The organism is Mycolicibacter sp. MU0102, assembly GCF_963378105.1.
GTDB classification, from domain to species: domain Bacteria; phylum Actinomycetota; class Actinomycetes; order Mycobacteriales; family Mycobacteriaceae; genus Mycobacterium; species Mycobacterium holstebronense.
Genome location: NZ_OY726398.1, coordinates 1153263 through 1169016, shown reverse-complemented (window position 1 = coordinate 1169016; position 15754 = coordinate 1153263). Strand labels below are relative to the sequence as shown.

General features: G+C 66.5%; 20 protein-coding genes. 10 read left to right on the top strand and 10 right to left on the bottom strand.

The window, feature by feature from the left end; genetic code table 11:
* Nucleotides 1-6: 6 nt before the first annotated feature.
* Complete coding sequence (locus RCP37_RS05560; RefSeq protein WP_308485966.1) at nt 7-168, bottom strand: hypothetical protein; 162 nt, start codon at nt 166-168, stop codon at nt 7-9.
* 11 nt (nt 169-179) lie between these two features.
* Between RCP37_RS05560 and RCP37_RS05555 the strand changes: the two genes are divergently transcribed.
* A complete protein-coding gene (locus tag RCP37_RS05555; protein ID WP_192830881.1) occupies nt 180-884 on the top strand; it encodes a guanylate cyclase in 705 nt (234 codons plus the stop codon).
* A gap of 52 nt (nt 885-936) precedes the next feature.
* Here RCP37_RS05555 and RCP37_RS05550 read toward each other — a convergent pair whose 3' ends face one another.
* Nucleotides 937-1257: a putative quinol monooxygenase gene (locus RCP37_RS05550; RefSeq protein WP_308485965.1), complete on the bottom strand. Its 321-nt coding sequence runs from the start codon at nt 1255-1257 to the stop codon at nt 937-939.
* 5 nt (nt 1258-1262) lie between these two features.
* The gene (locus RCP37_RS05545; protein WP_308485964.1) at nt 1263-1775 is read right to left on the bottom strand and encodes an OsmC family protein; all 513 of its coding nucleotides are present in this window, start codon (nt 1773-1775) and stop codon (nt 1263-1265) included.
* A gap of 103 nt (nt 1776-1878) precedes the next feature.
* On the opposite strand from RCP37_RS05545, the gene RCP37_RS05540 reads away from it, so the two are divergent.
* Both RCP37_RS05540 and RCP37_RS05535 read left to right on the top strand, forming a co-directional pair.
* Nucleotides 1879-2232, top strand: coding sequence for a hypothetical protein (locus tag RCP37_RS05540; protein ID WP_046283854.1), 354 nt, complete (start codon nt 1879-1881; stop codon nt 2230-2232).
* 66 nt (nt 2233-2298) lie between these two features.
* A complete protein-coding gene (locus RCP37_RS05535) occupies nt 2299-2679 on the top strand; it encodes a nuclear transport factor 2 family protein (protein ID WP_308485963.1) in 381 nt (126 codons plus the stop codon).
* Between the two features lie 9 nt (nt 2680-2688).
* On the opposite strand, the gene RCP37_RS05530 is transcribed toward RCP37_RS05535, so the two are convergent.
* Both RCP37_RS05530 and RCP37_RS05525 read right to left on the bottom strand, forming a co-directional pair.
* Entirely contained in the window at nt 2689-3888 is a 1200-nt protein-coding gene (locus tag RCP37_RS05530; protein WP_308485962.1) for an acetyltransferase, read from the bottom strand.
* A 10-nt stretch (nt 3889-3898) separates the two neighbouring features.
* A complete protein-coding gene (locus RCP37_RS05525; RefSeq protein WP_308485961.1) occupies nt 3899-4291 on the bottom strand; it encodes a nuclear transport factor 2 family protein in 393 nt (130 codons plus the stop codon).
* Between the two features lie 72 nt (nt 4292-4363).
* Here RCP37_RS05525 and arr point away from each other — a divergent pair, with 72 nt between their 5' ends.
* On the top strand, nt 4364-4774 hold the full coding sequence (arr, locus tag RCP37_RS05520) for an NAD(+)--rifampin ADP-ribosyltransferase (protein ID WP_308485960.1): 411 nt from the start codon (nt 4364-4366) through the stop codon (nt 4772-4774).
* Here the strand turns inward: arr and RCP37_RS05515 are convergent.
* The 4 genes from RCP37_RS05515 to ychF form a co-directional block, all read right to left on the bottom strand.
* The gene (locus RCP37_RS05515; RefSeq protein ID WP_308485959.1) at nt 4711-5022 is read right to left on the bottom strand and encodes a hypothetical protein; all 312 of its coding nucleotides are present in this window, start codon (nt 5020-5022) and stop codon (nt 4711-4713) included. The genes arr and RCP37_RS05515 overlap by 64 nt on opposite strands.
* A gap of 88 nt (nt 5023-5110) precedes the next feature.
* A complete protein-coding gene (locus RCP37_RS05510; protein ID WP_308485958.1) occupies nt 5111-6118 on the bottom strand; it encodes an alpha/beta fold hydrolase in 1008 nt (335 codons plus the stop codon).
* Nucleotides 6119-6259: 141 nt separating this feature from the next.
* A complete protein-coding gene (locus RCP37_RS05505; RefSeq protein WP_308485957.1) occupies nt 6260-6697 on the bottom strand; it encodes a VOC family protein in 438 nt (145 codons plus the stop codon).
* Between the two features lie 30 nt (nt 6698-6727).
* Nucleotides 6728-7801, bottom strand: a complete 1074-nt coding sequence (ychF, locus tag RCP37_RS05500) for a redox-regulated ATPase YchF (RefSeq protein ID WP_308485956.1) — start codon at nt 7799-7801, stop codon at nt 6728-6730.
* Between the two features lie 71 nt (nt 7802-7872).
* Here ychF and RCP37_RS05495 point away from each other — a divergent pair, with 71 nt between their 5' ends.
* Together RCP37_RS05495 and RCP37_RS05490 are read left to right on the top strand one after the other, a co-directional pair.
* Nucleotides 7873-9021, top strand: coding sequence for a DUF6542 domain-containing protein (locus RCP37_RS05495; protein WP_308485955.1), 1149 nt, complete (start codon nt 7873-7875; stop codon nt 9019-9021).
* Nucleotides 9022-9590: 569 nt separating this feature from the next.
* A complete protein-coding gene (locus RCP37_RS05490; protein ID WP_308485954.1) occupies nt 9591-11321 on the top strand; it encodes a SulP family inorganic anion transporter in 1731 nt (576 codons plus the stop codon).
* 51 nt (nt 11322-11372) lie between these two features.
* On the opposite strand, the gene RCP37_RS05485 is transcribed toward RCP37_RS05490, so the two are convergent.
* Nucleotides 11373-12389 (bottom strand): 4-hydroxy-3-methylbut-2-enyl diphosphate reductase, encoded by a 1017-nt coding sequence (locus tag RCP37_RS05485; RefSeq protein WP_308485953.1) that lies wholly within the window; start codon nt 12387-12389, stop codon nt 11373-11375.
* 96 nt (nt 12390-12485) lie between these two features.
* Here RCP37_RS05485 and RCP37_RS05480 point away from each other — a divergent pair, with 96 nt between their 5' ends.
* From RCP37_RS05480 to RCP37_RS05465, 4 genes are read left to right on the top strand one after another with little or no spacing between them, the layout of a single operon-like run.
* Nucleotides 12486-13088, top strand: coding sequence for a lipid droplet-associated protein (locus RCP37_RS05480; RefSeq protein ID WP_308485952.1), 603 nt, complete (start codon nt 12486-12488; stop codon nt 13086-13088).
* Nucleotides 13085-14356 (top strand): exodeoxyribonuclease VII large subunit, encoded by a 1272-nt coding sequence (gene xseA / locus RCP37_RS05475; protein ID WP_308485951.1) that lies wholly within the window; start codon nt 13085-13087, stop codon nt 14354-14356. The genes RCP37_RS05480 and xseA overlap by 4 nt, the downstream gene beginning before the upstream one ends.
* The gene (locus tag RCP37_RS05470) at nt 14346-14588 is read left to right on the top strand and encodes an exodeoxyribonuclease VII small subunit (RefSeq protein WP_308485950.1); all 243 of its coding nucleotides are present in this window, start codon (nt 14346-14348) and stop codon (nt 14586-14588) included. Before xseA ends, RCP37_RS05470 begins: the two co-directional genes overlap by 11 nt.
* Before the next feature lie 54 nt (nt 14589-14642).
* Nucleotides 14643-15752, top strand: coding sequence for a 3-beta-hydroxysteroid dehydrogenase (locus RCP37_RS05465; protein ID WP_308485949.1), 1110 nt, complete (start codon nt 14643-14645; stop codon nt 15750-15752).
* Nucleotides 15753-15754: the final 2 nt, after the last annotated feature.

Here is a 15754-nt window from a genome sequence, read left to right as displayed (position 1 = left end):
TCCGCGTTAGTCCTCGCCGCCGGCTTCGGCCAGCCGCTCATGCAGCCGGGCGCGGATTTCGTCGGGTGTGTAGGCCCGTCGCCGCCGCTGGTCCCGCGCCGCCAGCACTCCCCCGGCGGCAACCCCGACCACACCCGCCAGGCCGATCCATTTCCAGATGCTGCGCACGCTCACACTTTATGGTGCTGAGCGTGGACGAACACACCGTGACTTTGGAGCGTGCGCTGGCGGAAACGCGCACCGGCGACATCTGGCTGTTCCGGGGCCGCTCCGGGCCCGACCGCGCCATCCAAACGCTGTCCAACTCTCCGGTGAACCACGTCGGGATGACGGTGGCCCTCGATGACCTGCCGCCGCTGATCTGGCATGCCGAGCTCGGCGACAAACTGCACGACTTCTGGACCGGCACCAATCACCGCGGCGTGCAGCTCAACGACGCCCGCGCGGCCGTCGAACAGTGGATGGGCCGCTACGAGCAGCGCTGCTGGTTTCGCCAGCTCAGCGGGACCATCACCCGCAAGCAGGAGAACCACCTGCTGCAGGCGATCGCGCGGATGGACGGCACCGCGTTTCCCACCACCGCGCGGCTGACGGGCCGGTGGCTGCGGGGGCGGCTGCCGACGGCCAGCGACTGGACCCGCGGCATCCCGTTTCTGGACCGCAAGGTTCACGAGATCAGCCAGCGGCGCAAGGCCCGCAACAGCAAAGTCGCGTTGCAGACCGCGTACTGCGCCGAGACGGTGGCCATCACCTATGAGGAGATGGGACTGCTCTCGACCGACAAGAATTCGAACTGGTTCGACCCCGGGTCGTTCTGGAGCGGCGACATCTTGCCGTTGACACCCGGCTATCAGCTGGGCCGGGAGATCGTCGTCGTGCGTTAGGCGATTTCGGCGCGGTTTCGCCCGCTCAGCGGGAGTTATCGCGCCGAAATCGCTAGACCGTCAGCTCGCCCATCTCCGACCAGTCCGTCGCGTCGATCTGCTGGCTGATGATCTTCGGCGTCGACACCAGCGCCTGCGGCATGTCGGCCATGGCCTGCTTGAAGTGATCGCTGTTGACGTGCACGCCGCCGGCCTCACCATCACGGAAGGCCTCGACGAGCACGTACTCGTTCGGATCCTCCAGGCTGCGCGACCACTCGAACCACAGGTTTCCCGGCTCGGCACGGGTGGCCGCGGTGAAGCCGGCCACCAGCTGCGGCCAGCGCTCGGACCACTCCGGCTTGACCGCGAACTTGACCACGATGAAGATCACCGCCGCTACCCGATTTCCAGCGTGCTGCGCACCGGAGTGACGTTGGTGGTCAAATCCAGTACAGGGCAATGCTTTTCGACGACCTCGTGCAGTTCGCGGTACCGCTCCTCGGTTTCCGGGCCGGTGACGGTGACGACCACCCGCACCTCCTTGAAGCCGGGGCGTACCGAGTCGTCCAGGCCGAAGAACCCGCGCACGTCGAGGTCGCCCTCGGCGCGCCCGGTGATCTCATCGACCGCGATACCCAGTTTCTCGGCCCAGTACCGCCAGGTGACCACCTGGCAGGACAGCAGCGATCCCAAGTAGTACTCGACCGGATTGGGCGCGGTGTTCTCGCCGCCGAGCGCCGGCGGCTCATCGACCTCGACGCTGTAGCGGCCCATGGTGATGGTGCTGGCCACCGCGTCGTGCGCGACGGCCGAGGCACGGAAGACGACCTGGGAGCCGGCGGGGTCGGCGGCGGCCGGGTCACTGGTGGCGGCGACGACGGCGGCCAGGCGAGTTGTCGAAGTGGTCATGCCGGTAAGGGTAGAGACCCCGCCGACAGGTCGGCGAACGACGCGACCACCAGGTCGCCGGAAGGAATACCATTTGCCGCCGCCAGGGGCTAGCCTGAGCGACGTGGAGGTACTACGGCACGTAATAGTTCTGCTGCACATCGTCGGATTCGCGGTGACGTTCGGCGCTTTGATCGCCGAAGCCGCGGCACGGCGCTTCCAGCTCACCCCGGTGATGGACTACGGCGTGGTGCTGTCGCTGCTGACCGGACTGGCGCTGGCCGCACCCTGGCCCGCCGGCGTGGTGCTCAACTACCCCAAGATCGAGATCAAGCTGGTGATCCTGATCGCCCTGGGTGCCGTACTGGGCATCGGCCGGGCCCGACAGCGCAAGTCTGGCGGGGAAGCACCTCGCCCGCTGTTCTACGCCGCGGGCGCCCTGGCCCTGACGGCCGCCGGGCTCGCCGTCATCTGGTAGCCGGCTGGTTCCGCGCATTCAATCTGGCTGATCCGAAACGGCCGTCCAGCCGATACCGTCGTCACCATGACTGACGACGACATTCGCGCCGCCCTGGAGGCGCATTGGGCGTCCTCGGATCGGAACGACTTCGACGCCGAGCATCGGATCTACCGGGCCGATGCGGTCCTCGAATACCCCCAGTCCGGTGAACGGATTCGCGGCCGCGACCGCATCCAGGCATCGCGGGAAGCCCAGCCCAATGCCAAGCGCTTCACCGTCCGCCGAATCCTCGGCACCGGCGATCTGTGGGTCAGCGAACTCGTCCTCACCTACGACGGTCAGCCGTCATACGTGGTGAGCGTGATGGAGTTCGTGGCCGGGGAAGTCATGCGCGAGACGCAGTATTTCGGCGATCCCTTCAGCCCCGGACCGTCGCGCGTTCAATGGGTCGAACCCATCGACTGACCGCGGCGCTTAGACGCCGGCGGCCTGTCGGATCAGGCCGACCAGCTTTGGCACCAACGCCACCACCTGGTGGTAGTGGTCTGCCCAGTTCACGTGGCCGAGCCCGAGATAGTCCTGCCCGGCGAGCTCCAGCAGCGTGCGATCTTGTCCCGTCAGCCTCGGTGCGACACGTTGAGCGGCAACGTCCTTGGCGACGATCTGCCCGGTCTCGATCGTGACCAGGATGCGCGCCAAGGTCAGCAGGAAGAACCGCTCCTCCCCTGCCGGGTCGTTCAGGAGCTCGGGCAGCAACGCGAGCTGAGCGTGCCGGAGCAGCTCGGGCGGTACCGGAGCGACGAGAGCGTCAAGCGGTTGGCCGCGCAGCACCCGGTGCGCGCTCTGGGCGGTGGCCAGCAGCACGACCACGTCGGGATCGGAAACCGCTGGCGGGACATGGCCGTCCAGCAGCTCCGCGCGCAGCCATTCGCCGAATTGGAAGTCGCGTCGAGGTGTCTGCGGCAACGGATCAACGTCGGCCACGACGAGGCTCGTCAGTTCCAACGCCCGACGGTCGGCGACGTCGGGGAACTGGGCAGCGTGCCCCCGCCACCCGGACACGCTCAGCAGCATGGAGACCAGCGACGCCCGCTCGGCCTCGGACAACGTCGTGCGGGTGAGAACTAACAGATCGACGTCGCTGTCTTGCCGCAGCCCGGAGCTTGCCGCCGAACCGTAGAGGTAGGCCCCGACCAGCTCGCCTGGCCGGTGATCGTCCAGGTAGCGCAGCACCGGTGTGAGCAGTGCCTCCATGTGCAGGATCGGGTATGGCCGGCCCGCGTCGTCACGCTCACTGCGGCCTGTGACGACGAAACCGCGTCGCACGTAGAACTCGATCGCTTGCTCGTTCTGCTCGTTGACGTCGACTAAGCGGATTCCCTCTTCCGCCATCGCATGATCGAGCAGCGCGCTACCGACGCCGTGGCCACGGGCGTCGCCGTGGAGGAACAACATCTCCAGGTGCTCGCCCGCCGTGCCGGCGAAACCCACCGGCTCACCGTCGATTTCCGCGACCGTGAGACGAACCCCGGGAAAGTAGTTGTCCGCCAGCTGGCTTTCGATGGCCGCGCGGTCGGGTTCGGTCAGAAAGTCGTGCGTCGCATCGACGGCGCTGCGCCAGATCGACGCCAGCCGGGGATATTCGGCCGGGCCGTCGCACTCTCGAATCCGCACCGACGCCAGGCTACCGGGCAAGGGCGGCCGAAAGCGCTTTGGTGTCAGGAAGAATGATCTCCTCAACGACCTTGCCCCACACCACGCGCCCGAAGTACGTACCGCGATAGACGAGCCGGCCGTCTTGCTCTGTGTGGTAGCGGGTCGCCACACGGGTCGACCAAGGGCCGCCTTCAACGAGCGTCTCGTCGACAACGAACCGCAGGTTCGGCAGCCGGGCCAGCAGCTGATCGCGCAGCCAATTGCGCACCGTCTCGGCACCACGCAGATCGGCGGACAGTTCGTGGTCGCCGAGGAAGACGAAGTGGATGTCGTCGGCCAGCGGAGCTTCGTCGAACCGCTGCTCGGACAGTCGTTGCCACCCGGCCGCGGCCTGCTTGCGCACCAACCAGCGATAGATCATCCTGCGAGCGTATGCCGCCAATGGAGCCATGGCGCAGGAACAGTCGATGCTCCAATCGATACCCTCGAGCTAATGGACGCGATCGATGACGAGGGCCCGTTCTTTCACGGCACCAAGGCCGAACTGGTGGTTGGAGACCTACTCACCGCCGGCTTCCGCTCCAACTACCGACCCGAGATCGTCATGAACCACATCTACTTCACCGCGCTGGTCAGCGGTGCCGGGCTGGCGGCCGAGCTCGCCGCCGGAGGCGGCACGCCGCGGGTGTATCGCGTCGAACCCACCGGGGACTGCGAGAACGATCCCAACGTGACCGACAAGAAGTTCCCCGGCAATCCGACCCGCTCCTACCGCAGCAGTGAACCGCTGCGGGTCGTCGAAGAGATCCACGACTGGCCGCGACTGACGCCCGAGGCGCTTCAGGAATGGCGCGACCGGTTGGCGGCGATGCGCGCAGACGGGACCGACGAGATCATCAACTGAGCGATGCTCCCGAAGACTCCGCTGCCGGCAACTACCCGCTGAAGAACGGCGACACCGCCGGCGGCCAGTGCCCGGTACGGGACGATGGCGCGCTCGATGGACAGCCGCACGGTGTCGATCAGCCCGGTCACCTGGCGCCGCCTGGCACGAAGCTTGATCAGGTAGTGGCCTCCGACGCACGCCGCGGCCACCACCACGACAATCCACAGCACAGCCGCGACCAGATAGATCGCCTCAACCACCGACATGAGGAAGAGCCTCCCCTATCGCCGTCGCGGTGAGGTCACCGGCGAGACACACGTCGGCGACATCGGCTATCAGGCCAGAACCCGCGGGTCAGGTGGCGCTGCGGCCGTCTGTCATCGCGCGCAGCAACTCCTCATCCGGATCGGCCACCGCTGGCTCGGGCGCTCCGTCGGTGAGCAGCCGACGCCACCGTTCCAGGTCGAAATCCAGCGGCACCGTGCTGGTGATGAAGTCGTCGACGAGGTCGGCGAACCGCAGCGGGTCGTCACGGAACGGGAAATGACCGGAATCGACGAAGGTTTCCAGCCGCGAATGCGGCATAGCAGCGTGTGCGAGCTTGGCGTGCGAATACGGCAGCACCAGATCGTGGGTGCCCCAGACAATCATGATCGGGAGCCGTTCGGTGAGATAACTGCGGTCGAGCATGGTGACCATCTGCCCGCGCCAATCCACCACGGCGCGCAGCGTCCGCACGAACGCCGCCCGCTTGTTCGGCGAACTCAAATCACCTAGCACCCGCAGGATCTCAGGCAGATCGACCAGAAGCGCCGGCAGGTTCACCTTGCCGATCCGCCCCCGAACCATCCGAAGCGCTGTCTCAAATCCTGGCACTGAAAGTGCGGCCAGCGCCTGCGGCGCGGCCGGCAGCGACGCCAGCCGCAGCGCGGGGTTGACCTCACGCTTCACACCGCCGGCGGCCACCAACACCAGCCGCTCAACCATCTGTGGGTACTGGTAGCAGAACTGCATCGCCACCCCGCCGCCCAGGGAATGCCCGATGACCGTCACCCGGTCAAAATTCAAGACCGACAGCAGATCTCGCATGCCGTTGGCGAACGCGGCGACGGAATAGTCAGCGCGCGGCTGATCCGAGAGCCCGTGACCGAGGAGATCCGGGGCGATCACCGTGTACTTCTGCGCCAGCAGCGGGATCAGTGGCTTCCAGGTCGACGAATTGTCCCCAATCCCGTGGATCAACAGCAGCGGCGGCCCGTCCCCGGCCACCCGAAACGCCCGGAGATATCCGTGCACGGTTCGGTATTCGACTCGGGCCGGATCATCCGAGACCGTCCGCAATCGAGGCTTGCGCGTAACCATTCAGCGCTCCCTCCATCCGCAGTTACCCTTCAGCTAACCGCCTACCGGCCCGTTGCGCACCCGATGTTTCAATGATTTAACGCGCGACCCGTTCCCATAACTCCACCGAGTTGCCGCGCATATAAACATGAGCCGCCATCGTCAGGTGTTCCCCAGCTCCTCGGCGAGCATGACGATGATTCCGCTGGGACCGCGAACATAGGTGAGCTTGTACACGTCGTTGTAGTTGGCCACGCCGCGGAGCGGGTGACATCCGTGCTTCGCGGCTATACCGAGAGCCTCGTCGATGTCGTCGACCGAGAAGGCGACGCGGTGCATGCCAATTTCGTTCGGAAGCGTCGGATTCGACGCGATGGCACGGGGGTGGATGTACTCGAACAGCTCGATGCGGCCCCGGCCGTCCGGCGTCTGGAGCATCGCAATGTTGGCGTGGTTACCGTCGAGACCCACCGCGATGTCGGTCCATTCGCCGCTAACGGTGTCACGTCCGACGAGAGTCAAACCGAGGTCGGTGAAGAACGCGATTGCTGCTTCGAGGTCGTCCACCGCGATGCCGACGTTCTCGAGTTTGATGGCCATGCGCTAGACGCTAACGCGCAGACAGTCCACCTAGACGTTGAAGCGGAACTCCACCACGTCCCCGTCGGCCATGACGTAGTCCTTGCCCTCCATGCGCACCTTGCCGGCGGACTTGGCGGCGGCCATCGACCCCGCCTCGACCAGGTCGTCGTAGGAGACCACCTCGGCCTTGATGAAGCCCTTCTCGAAGTCGGTGTGAATCACCCCGGCCGCCTTGGGCGCGGTGTCGCCCTGGTGAATGGTCCAGGCCCGCGCCTCTTTGGGCCCGGCGGTCAGGTAGGTCTGCAACTTCAGGGTGTGAAAACCAGCGCGCGCCAACGCATCCAGGCCGCGCTCACTCTGCCCGATCGACTCCAGCAGCTCCATCGCCGACTCGTCATCAAGCTCGGCGAGTTCGGCTTCGATCTTGGCGTCGAGGAACACCGCGTCGGCCGGGGCCACCAGCTCGCGCAGCGCGGCGACCCGCGCCGCGTCGGTGAGCACCGACTCGTCGGCGTTGAACACATAGAGGAACGGTTTGGTGGTCAGCAGGTTCAGCTCGCGCAGCGGGGCGGTGTCCACCCCGGCGGCGAACAGGGTCTTGCCGGTGTCGAGGATCGCCGCAGCGGCCACCGCCGCCTCGTGCATGGGCTTGCGGTCCTTGTTGTTGCGGGCTTCCTTCTCCAGCCGCGGGACCGCCTTCTCCAGAGTCTGCATGTCGGCCAGGATCAGCTCGGTGGCGATCACCTCGATGTCGGCCTCGGGGTCCACCTTGCCGTCGACGTGCACGACGTCGTCGTCGGCGAAGACCCGCACCACCTGACAGATGGCGTCGCACTCACGGATGTTGGCCAGGAACTTGTTGCCCAGGCCGGCCCCCTCCGAGGCGCCCTTGACGATGCCGGCGATGTCGACGAACGTCACCGGCGCCGGCAGGATCCGCTCCGAACCGAAGATCTCGGCCAGCTTGACCAGCCGGGGGTCGGGCAGCGGCACCACACCCTCGTTCGGCTCGATCGTCGCGAACGGGTAGTTGGCGGCCAACACATCGTTGTGTGTCAGCGCGTTGAACAGGGTCGACTTACCGACGTTGGGCAACCCCACGATTCCCAGGCTCAGGCTCACGGGTAGCCAAGTCTAGAGCCCGGGGCGTGCCGCCGTGCGCCCCCGCCGCCGCCAGCCGGTACCGTCAGTGTGTGGCAGTAGCGCGGGAGAAGTCGGCAGTGGCCGCTGACCACCGTTCGATCTTGCCCAGCATCGCCGGTTTGCCGTGGTGGAGCGCCGTGGCGGTGGCGGTGGTCGCGACCGCGATCGGAGTGGCGTTCGACGCCGGCTCCGGAGACAAAGAACTGACCATCGTCTTCTCCGCCCTCTACGCGATGGGCTGTATCGCCGCGGTGCTCATGGTGCAGCAATCGGCCGTGTTCACGACGGTGGTCCAGCCCCCGTTGATCCTGTTCGTGAGCGTGCCCAGTGCGTACTGGCTGCTGCGTGGCGGCGGGTTCCCTGGCCTCAAGGCCATCGTCATCAACTGCGGCTATCCCCTGATCGAGCGATTCCCGCTGATGCTGTTCACGGCGGCGGCCGTGCTGCTGATCGGAATGGTCCGCTGGTACCTCGGGATGTTGGGCGGAGCCGCGAAGCGCGAGACCACCGACGACGCCACCCCGAAGCGGGCAACACTCAGCGACCGCATCGGCGCCGTGCTTACCTCCGCCCTGACCCGCAACCCCGCGCACGCCATCGAGAAGCCGGCTTCCCGCGAGGAGCGCCCGGGCCAGCGTCCCCGTCGCGCCACCTCGGAGGCCCGCCGGGCCGCGCGGCAGGGTTCTGGGTCCCGATCCCGGACCCGCTCCACCGAGCGCCGCGCCGCGGCCAACGGCTCGGCGCCGACGCGTTCGCGGCACGTTCGGCCGGACATGGACGGCGCGACCGCAGAACGTCCGCGGCGCCGCCCGGCAGACATGCGCGACGAGCTGCCACCCCGCCGGCGCCCGGCTCCCGACATGCGCGACGACCGGCAGCCTCGACGCCGGCCGGCACCCGAGCGGCACGACGAACAACCGCGGCGGCGTCCCCGTCCGCCCCAAGACGCGGCGCGCGACGGCAAACCGACGCCGAGAACTCCGCGCGGCGGCTTCCAGCCTGCCGAAGGTGCTGAATCGCTGCCTCGGCGTCGGCCGGCGCCGAGGTCCGGTGAGGGCCGCGGCAACGGGACCGGCACCCGTCATCCGGTCTCCCAAGTGCGCTACCGCAGGGCCGCCGGCGACGAGCCCGACGCTTCGCCCCGCACTCCCTCCCGACAGCCGCGCGATCACGCCGACTCTTGGGAATTCGACATCTAGCCAAGCCGACTTACGCCGCGCTTGCATCCACGCTCAGCCTCGATCCACCTATGAATCGGGGGTTGCCGAGGCGTTGCGACGGCCAAAAAATCCGACTGAACCGGCATGAGTCATCGACACCAGCCGAAACTATTCTGCCGATATCCGGCTGCTGGAGACACTTTTTTTCGAATAAATAAAACAACAAAACTGGTCGTTGGCTGGAATTCAGCTGCCAACTTACTGTGAATTCTGGAGGGTTGCCCTGCCGCGGCTGCGAGGTCGGGATGACCACACCCGACCGGACGCCGACACCCGCTGAACAGGGGGTACACCCTGGCCCTCAGGCGGAGACCTGCGGCCCGGTCAGGACGATCGTTTCGTCGGCCCGTCGGTTTCTCGTTTTCCACTGCGCGGACTTTGTGGCGACCGGGGTTCAATTGGCTCATTCCGTTCTGAGGGCTACGATGCGGTTTGTCCGTCCCGCCCCCTGCATTTCCGTCCTCCCGTCATGACGTCGGATTGACGCTGCGCGAACTTCGGCAGCGAATTGCCCCACCGTTTTAAGTTGCTGCTGAGAGAGCTGATCGATGCCGCAGATCCAGACAGTTCCGCCTGAAAAGCCGCGCAATGGCCTGGCCGGTCTCAAACACTGGCGCTACGACCTCCGGTCGGGTTTCACAGTGGCCATGATCTCGCTGCCGTTCTCGATGGGTATCGCGATCACGTCGGGGGCGCCGCCGATCTGCGGGATCGTGTCGGCGATCATCGCCGGTTTCGTCCTGCCGTTTTTGGGCGGCTCGTATGTGACCATCAGCGGCCCGGCAGCGGGGCTGGCGCCGGTTCTGTTCGCTGGCATGATCACCCTGGGACAGCTCCGCTTGGGCGAGGGTGCCTCGCAATCCGAGCTGCTTGCGGTGGGATATCCCCTGGTTCTGGTCGCCATCGCCCTTGCGGGCGTGTTGCAGTTCATTCTTGCCAGGTTGAAGGTGGCCCGCCTGAGCGCCATCTTCCCGGCGGCGGCCATTCAGGGCATGCTGGCTGCGATCGGCCTGATGATCATCGCCAAGCAGATCCCGCTGTTCATGGGTGTGCCTTTCGAAGGCCACGACTTCTGGACGATCGTGGCCGAAGTTCCCCGCCATGCCGGGTCGATGAACCTTCAGGTCTTCGCCCTGGGGATCGGCTGCTTGGCGGGGCTTTTCGCGCTGACGGCAATGCCCGGGCGGCTACTGAAGGTGATGCCGCCTCCGGTCTGGGTGTTCTTCGCCGGCACGCTCGCGAGCGTGTTCATCCTGAAGCTGGACAAGCACTACCTGATCGACGTTCCCGGTTCGATCATGGACGGGATCGTCCTGCCCCAGTTCGGAACGGTGCTCGCCCATCCTGAACTATGGCTGGCGCTGGCCTACCTGGCCATCACCCTGGTCTTGGTCGACGGGGCCGAGTCCCTGGCGACGATCGCAGCCGTGGACAAAATCGATCCCTTTCGCCGCCGCTCCGACCCCGATCGGACCCTGCAGGCCATGGGAGTGTCCAACGTCGCCTCCAGCACGCTCGGTGGCTTGACCATCATCCCCGGCATGATCAAGAGCACCGCCAACATTCTGGGCGGGGGCCGGACCCAGTGGGCCAACTTCTACAACGCCTGCTTCCTGATGATCTTCGTGGTGCTGTTCAGCAACCTGATCAACTTGGTCCCCTTGACGGTGTTGGCCGCCGTCCTGGTGTTCATCGGCTACAAGCTGTGTAAGCCCGAGGTGTGGCGCAATGTCGCACGGGTCGGGACGGAGCAGTTCGTTGTCTTCGCGATCACCCTGCTCGTGACGTTGACGACGGACCTGCTCATCGGTCTCCTCGCCGGCGTCGCCGTGAAATTGCTACTGAATCTGTGGTTGGAAGGTCTTTGGCACACCTCGCACAACTCCTCGGATTCGGCCAAGCCGAGTGTTGTCCGCCGTTTCCTCGGTCTCTTCCGCAATCCGGTGTCGCAGCGGGATTTCGATGAGGGTGTCTACCACCTGTACCTGGATGGCCCCCTGGTGTGTTTCAACCTGTTCCACGTCATTCGGGAGTTGGAGCAGCATCCGCCGGAGACACAGACGGTGCAGCTGCACTTGAGCTCACGAGTACCCCTCGTCGATCACACGACGAGTGAGACCCTTCGATATTTCCTGGAGGAGTCCAGCGGCCAGGACAAGATCCCGACGCTTGTGATCGAGGGATGGGACAACATGCGGCCCCTCTCGAAGCACGAGACGAGCACGCGGATCGCCCTGGCCGACGTCGCGACGTTGGAGAACCCCCAACCAGCCGATTGACGACAATTCTTCACCGAACGGCGCCGGCTGACGCCGCGCCTGCGGTCGCCGCTAGCGCCGATCCGGCCGGATCTCGCGAGGCAAGGCGAACACCAGGGTCTCGTTGGCGGTGGCCACCGGGTACACCGTGCCGTAGCCGTACTCGGCAAGCCGCTCCAGCACCCCACGGACCAGGATCTCCGGCACCGACGCACCCGAGGTGACGCCGATGGTCTGCACCTCGCCTGCTTCGGGAGCCAGCCACGCCGGGTCGATGTCGTCGGCGTAGTCCACCAGGTGGGCAGCGCGGGCACCGGCGCCCAGCGCCACCTCGACCAGTCGGCAGGAGTTCGAGGAGTTCCGCGAGCCCACCACGATCACCAGCTCGCACTCGGGGGCCATCGCCTTGACCGCGGTCTGGCGGTTCTGGGTGGCGTAGCAGATGTCGTCGCTGGGCGGATTCTGCAGGTTCGGGAATCGCTCACGCAGCTTGTGCACCGTCTGCATGGTCTCGTCCACGCTGAGCGTGGTCTGCGACAGCCACACGATCTTGTTCTCGTCACGTACGGTCACGGCGGCTACAGCATCTAAGCCGTCGACCAGCTGCACGTCGTTGGGGGCCTCGCCGATGATCCCGACGACCTCTTCGTGGCCGGCGTGGCCGATCAGCAGGATGTCGTAGCCGTCGCGGGCGAATCGCTTGGCTTCGTTGTGCACCTTGGTCACCAGCGGGCAGGTCGCGTCGATCACCCGCAGGTTGCGGTCGGCGGCCGTCTCATGCACCGTCGGTGCCACGCCGTGGGCGGAGAACACCACGATCGCGCCTTCGGGCACCTGATCGGTCTCGTCCACGAAGACCGCGCCCTTATTCGTCAGGGTGTCCACCACATGCTTGTTGTGCACGATCTCGTGGCGCACGTAAACCGGGGCACCGTGCTTCTCCAGGGCCCGCTCGACGGTCTCGACTGCCCGGTCCACACCCGCGCAGTACCCGCGTGGCTCCGCCAGCAACACCCGCTTGCCGGCCGGAGCGCCGCCCACCCGCGCGGCTGAACTGTAGGCAATCTCCACGTCGACGGTTTGGGGCATGGCAACCAGCGTACGGTCTGCCGACACGCAACCGCCAGCTCGCGTCATGCCGGTCAATACTTGGAGATGACCGGCAGGTAAGGCAGGCTGGGGGCCATGGCAACTGCACCCTTTGGAGTCCGGCTTCTGGTCGGCGCGGCCACCGTCGCGGTCGAGGAGACCCTGAAGCTGCCGCAAACCATCCTGACCTACCCGATGACGCTGGCCAGCCAGGCCGCGCACGCGGTGATGCGCTGGCAGCAAGGTGTCGCTGATCTGGTCAACAAGGGCGACACCACTCTCGAGTCGCTGTTCCCGCCGAAGGATGAGCAGCCGGAGTGGGCAACCTTCGATGACGACATCGAGGACAGTTTCGACGGCGGTGCCGCGACCTTCGACGACGACGACACCGACCCGCGCACCGAAGGGCGCTTCGCCCTCTATTCGTTCAGCGAAGACGGGGCCACTCCGCCGAGCGCATCCGCCGTCAACGAGGCCCCGGCCGGCCGCAACGGTGCCGCGGACCCGACGGTGCCCGTCCCCGACCTGGTCGACGAGCTGGACTACGGCTCGCTGACCCTGGCCCAGCTGCGGGCCCGGCTGGCCTCGCTCAGCCTCGACGAGCTGGAGACCCTGCTCGCCTACGAAGAGGCCACCAAGGCCCGGGCACCGTTCCAGACGCTGCTGGCCAACAGGATCACCCGCACCACCGCGAAGTGAGCGCCCCCGCGCCGGGCGAATCCGCCGAGAACCCGTTCCCGGTCCGCGCGGTTGCCATCCGGGTCAAGGGCTGGATCGACCGGCTGGGTTCGGTGTGGGTGGAAGGGCAGCTCACCCAGATCAATCTGCGCCCGGGCGTGCGGACCGTGTTCATGGTGTTGCGCGATCCCGCCGCCGACATGTCGCTGACGGTGACGTGTAGCCCCGAAATGGTGGCTTCAGCGCCGGTCAAGCTGACCGAAGGCACCCAGGTGGTGGTCTGCGGCAAACCCAACTTCTACACCGCCCGGGGCACCTTCTCGCTGCGCCTGAGCGAGATCCGTGCCGTCGGCATCGGTGAGCTGCTGGCCCGCATCGAGCGGCTACGCCGCCTGCTGGACGCCGAGGGACTGTTCGATCCGCGCCTCAAACGGCCGCTCCCGTTCCTGCCGAGCACGATCGGCCTGATCACCGGGCGCGCCAGCGCCGCCGAGCGCGATGTCATGACGGTTGCCGGCACCCGGTGGCCGGCGGTGCGCTTCGCGGTGCGCAATACCGCCGTGCAGGGGCCGACCGCCGTCGTCCAGATTGTCGAGGCGCTGCGCGACCTGGACGCCGACGAAGCCGTGGAGGTGATCGTGCTGGCCCGCGGGGGCGGCAGCGTCGAGGACCTGCTGCCGTTCTCCGACGAGACCCTGTGCCGGGCCATCGCGGCGTGCCGAACCCCAGTGGTCAGTGCGATCGGCCACGAACCCGACAGCCCGCTGTGCGATTTGGTCGCTGACCTGCGCGCGGCCACCCCCACCGATGCGGCGAAGCGGATCGTTCCCGACGCCGCGGCCGAACAGGCGCTGGTCGACGACCTGCGCCGGCGCAGCGCGCAGGCGGTACGTAACTGGGTGGTACGTGAGGACCGCGTGCTGATGCAGCTGCGCAGCCGACCGGTATTGGCCGACCCGCTGCGTGCGCTGACCGAGCGCGGCGAGGAGATACGGCGTGCCCTGGCCGCGGTGCGCCGAGATGTCAGCCGGCTGATCACCGTGCAGAGCGAACGGGTGGGGCACCTGGCAGCGCGGCTGGCTACCCTGGGCCCGGCCGCGACATTGGCACGCGGCTACGCGGTCGTCCAGACTGTCGGCGCAGCGGGGCCGCACGTACTGCGGTCGGTCGACGATGCGGAGGCCGGCACCCGACTGCGAATCCGGGTGGCCGACGGGGCCGTCGCGGCGACGAGTGAGGGGCGACTTCTTGAAGGACGACTTCTTGAAAGACCGAGCGATGGCAGCTGAGCAAGCCGATCCGGTGACACCCGTTAGTGAGCTTGGCTATGAGCAATGCCGCGACGAGCTGATTGACGTGGTGCAGCGCCTGGAGCAGGGCGGGATGGATCTCGACGCGTCGCTGAGCCTGTGGGAAAGGGGCGAGCAGCTGGCCAAGCGGTGTGAAGAGCATCTGGCCGGCGCCCGGCGCCGGGTGCAGGAAGCGCTGGACGCCGAAGCCGGCGACGACGCCCGCGAGTGACTTCCCTCTTTACAAGACCACGGGAACTGAAACACGTTCAGTTATGCTCGCCCGATGGGTGATCCTTCACTGACTACTGAACTCGGCCGGGTACTTGTCACCGGGGGCTCCGGCTTCGTCGGAACCAATTTCGTCAAGACGCTGCTGGAGCGCGGCTACCAGGTACGGTCCTTCGACCGCGCACCGTCGAGCCTGCCCGACCACCCCAATCTGGAGAAGCTCGAAGGCGACATCTGCGACCCGCAGACCGTGGCCGCGGCGGTCGCCAACATCGACACCGTGTTCCACACCGCCGCGATCATCGATCTGCAGGGTGGCGCGAAGGTCACCGACGAGATCCGCCGGCGCAGCTTCGCGGTCAACGTCGACGGCACCAAGAACCTGGTCCAGGCCGGACAGCGGGCCGGGGTGAAGCGCTTCGTCTACACCGCCTCCAACAGTGTGGTGATGGGCGGCAAGGCCATCTCGGGCGGCGACGAAACCATGGCCTACACCACCAAGTTCAACGACCTCTACACCGAGACCAAGGTGGTCGCCGAGAAGTTCGTGCTCGGCGAGAACGGTGTTGACGGCATGTTGACCTGTGCCATCCGGCCGTCGGGCATCTGGGGCGACGGCGACCAGACCATGTTCCGCAAGCTGTTTGAAAGCGTGGTCGCCGGTCACGTCAAGGTGTTGGTCGGTAGCAAGCGCGCCAAGCTCGACAACTCCTACGTGCACAACCTGATTCACGGCTTCATCCTGGCCGCTCAGCACTTGGTTCCCGGCGGGTCGGCGCCCGGCCAGGCCTACTTCATCAACGACGATGACCCGATCAACATGTTCGAGTTCGCTCGACCGGTGATGGAGGCGTGCGGCGAGCGCTGGCCCCGGATCCGGGTTTCCGGCCGGATGGTGCGCGATGTGATGTTCGCCTGGCAGTGGCTGCACTTCCGGTTCGGCCTGCCCGAGCCGATGTTGGAACCCGGTGCGGTGGAACGGCTTTACCTGAACAACTACTTCTCGATCGCGAAGGCCGGTCGCGACCTGGGCTACCAGCCGCTGTTCACCACCGAGCAGGCGATGGCCGACTGCATGCCCTACTACAAGAAGCTCTTCGAGGCGGTCAAGGCCGAGGCGCATCCGCACCTGGCGACGGTGGTCGCCGAGCCGCACCCGGAGTAACC

Coding starts and splice junctions, on each gene's coding strand:
- RCP37_RS05555 (WP_192830881.1), top strand. CDS start 180: ATGGTGCTGAGCGTGGACGAACACACCGTGACTTTGGAGCGTGCGCTG.
- RCP37_RS05545 (WP_308485964.1), bottom strand. CDS start 1,775: ATGACCACTTCGACAACTCGCCTGGCCGCCGTCGTCGCCGCCACCAGT.
- RCP37_RS05535 (WP_308485963.1), top strand. CDS start 2,299: ATGACTGACGACGACATTCGCGCCGCCCTGGAGGCGCATTGGGCGTCC.
- RCP37_RS05525 (WP_308485961.1), bottom strand. CDS start 4,291: ATGATCTATCGCTGGTTGGTGCGCAAGCAGGCCGCGGCCGGGTGGCAA.
- arr (WP_308485960.1), top strand. CDS start 4,364: ATGGACGCGATCGATGACGAGGGCCCGTTCTTTCACGGCACCAAGGCC.
- RCP37_RS05515 (WP_308485959.1), bottom strand. CDS start 5,022: ATGTCGGTGGTTGAGGCGATCTATCTGGTCGCGGCTGTGCTGTGGATT.
- RCP37_RS05510 (WP_308485958.1), bottom strand. CDS start 6,118: ATGGTTACGCGCAAGCCTCGATTGCGGACGGTCTCGGATGATCCGGCC.
- RCP37_RS05505 (WP_308485957.1), bottom strand. CDS start 6,697: ATGGCCATCAAACTCGAGAACGTCGGCATCGCGGTGGACGACCTCGAA.
- RCP37_RS05490 (WP_308485954.1), top strand. CDS start 9,591: ATGCCGCAGATCCAGACAGTTCCGCCTGAAAAGCCGCGCAATGGCCTG.
- RCP37_RS05485 (WP_308485953.1), bottom strand. CDS start 12,389: ATGCCCCAAACCGTCGACGTGGAGATTGCCTACAGTTCAGCCGCGCGG.
- RCP37_RS05480 (WP_308485952.1), top strand. CDS start 12,486: ATGGCAACTGCACCCTTTGGAGTCCGGCTTCTGGTCGGCGCGGCCACC.
- RCP37_RS05470 (WP_308485950.1), top strand. CDS start 14,346: ATGGCAGCTGAGCAAGCCGATCCGGTGACACCCGTTAGTGAGCTTGGC.
- RCP37_RS05465 (WP_308485949.1), top strand. CDS start 14,643: ATGGGTGATCCTTCACTGACTACTGAACTCGGCCGGGTACTTGTCACC.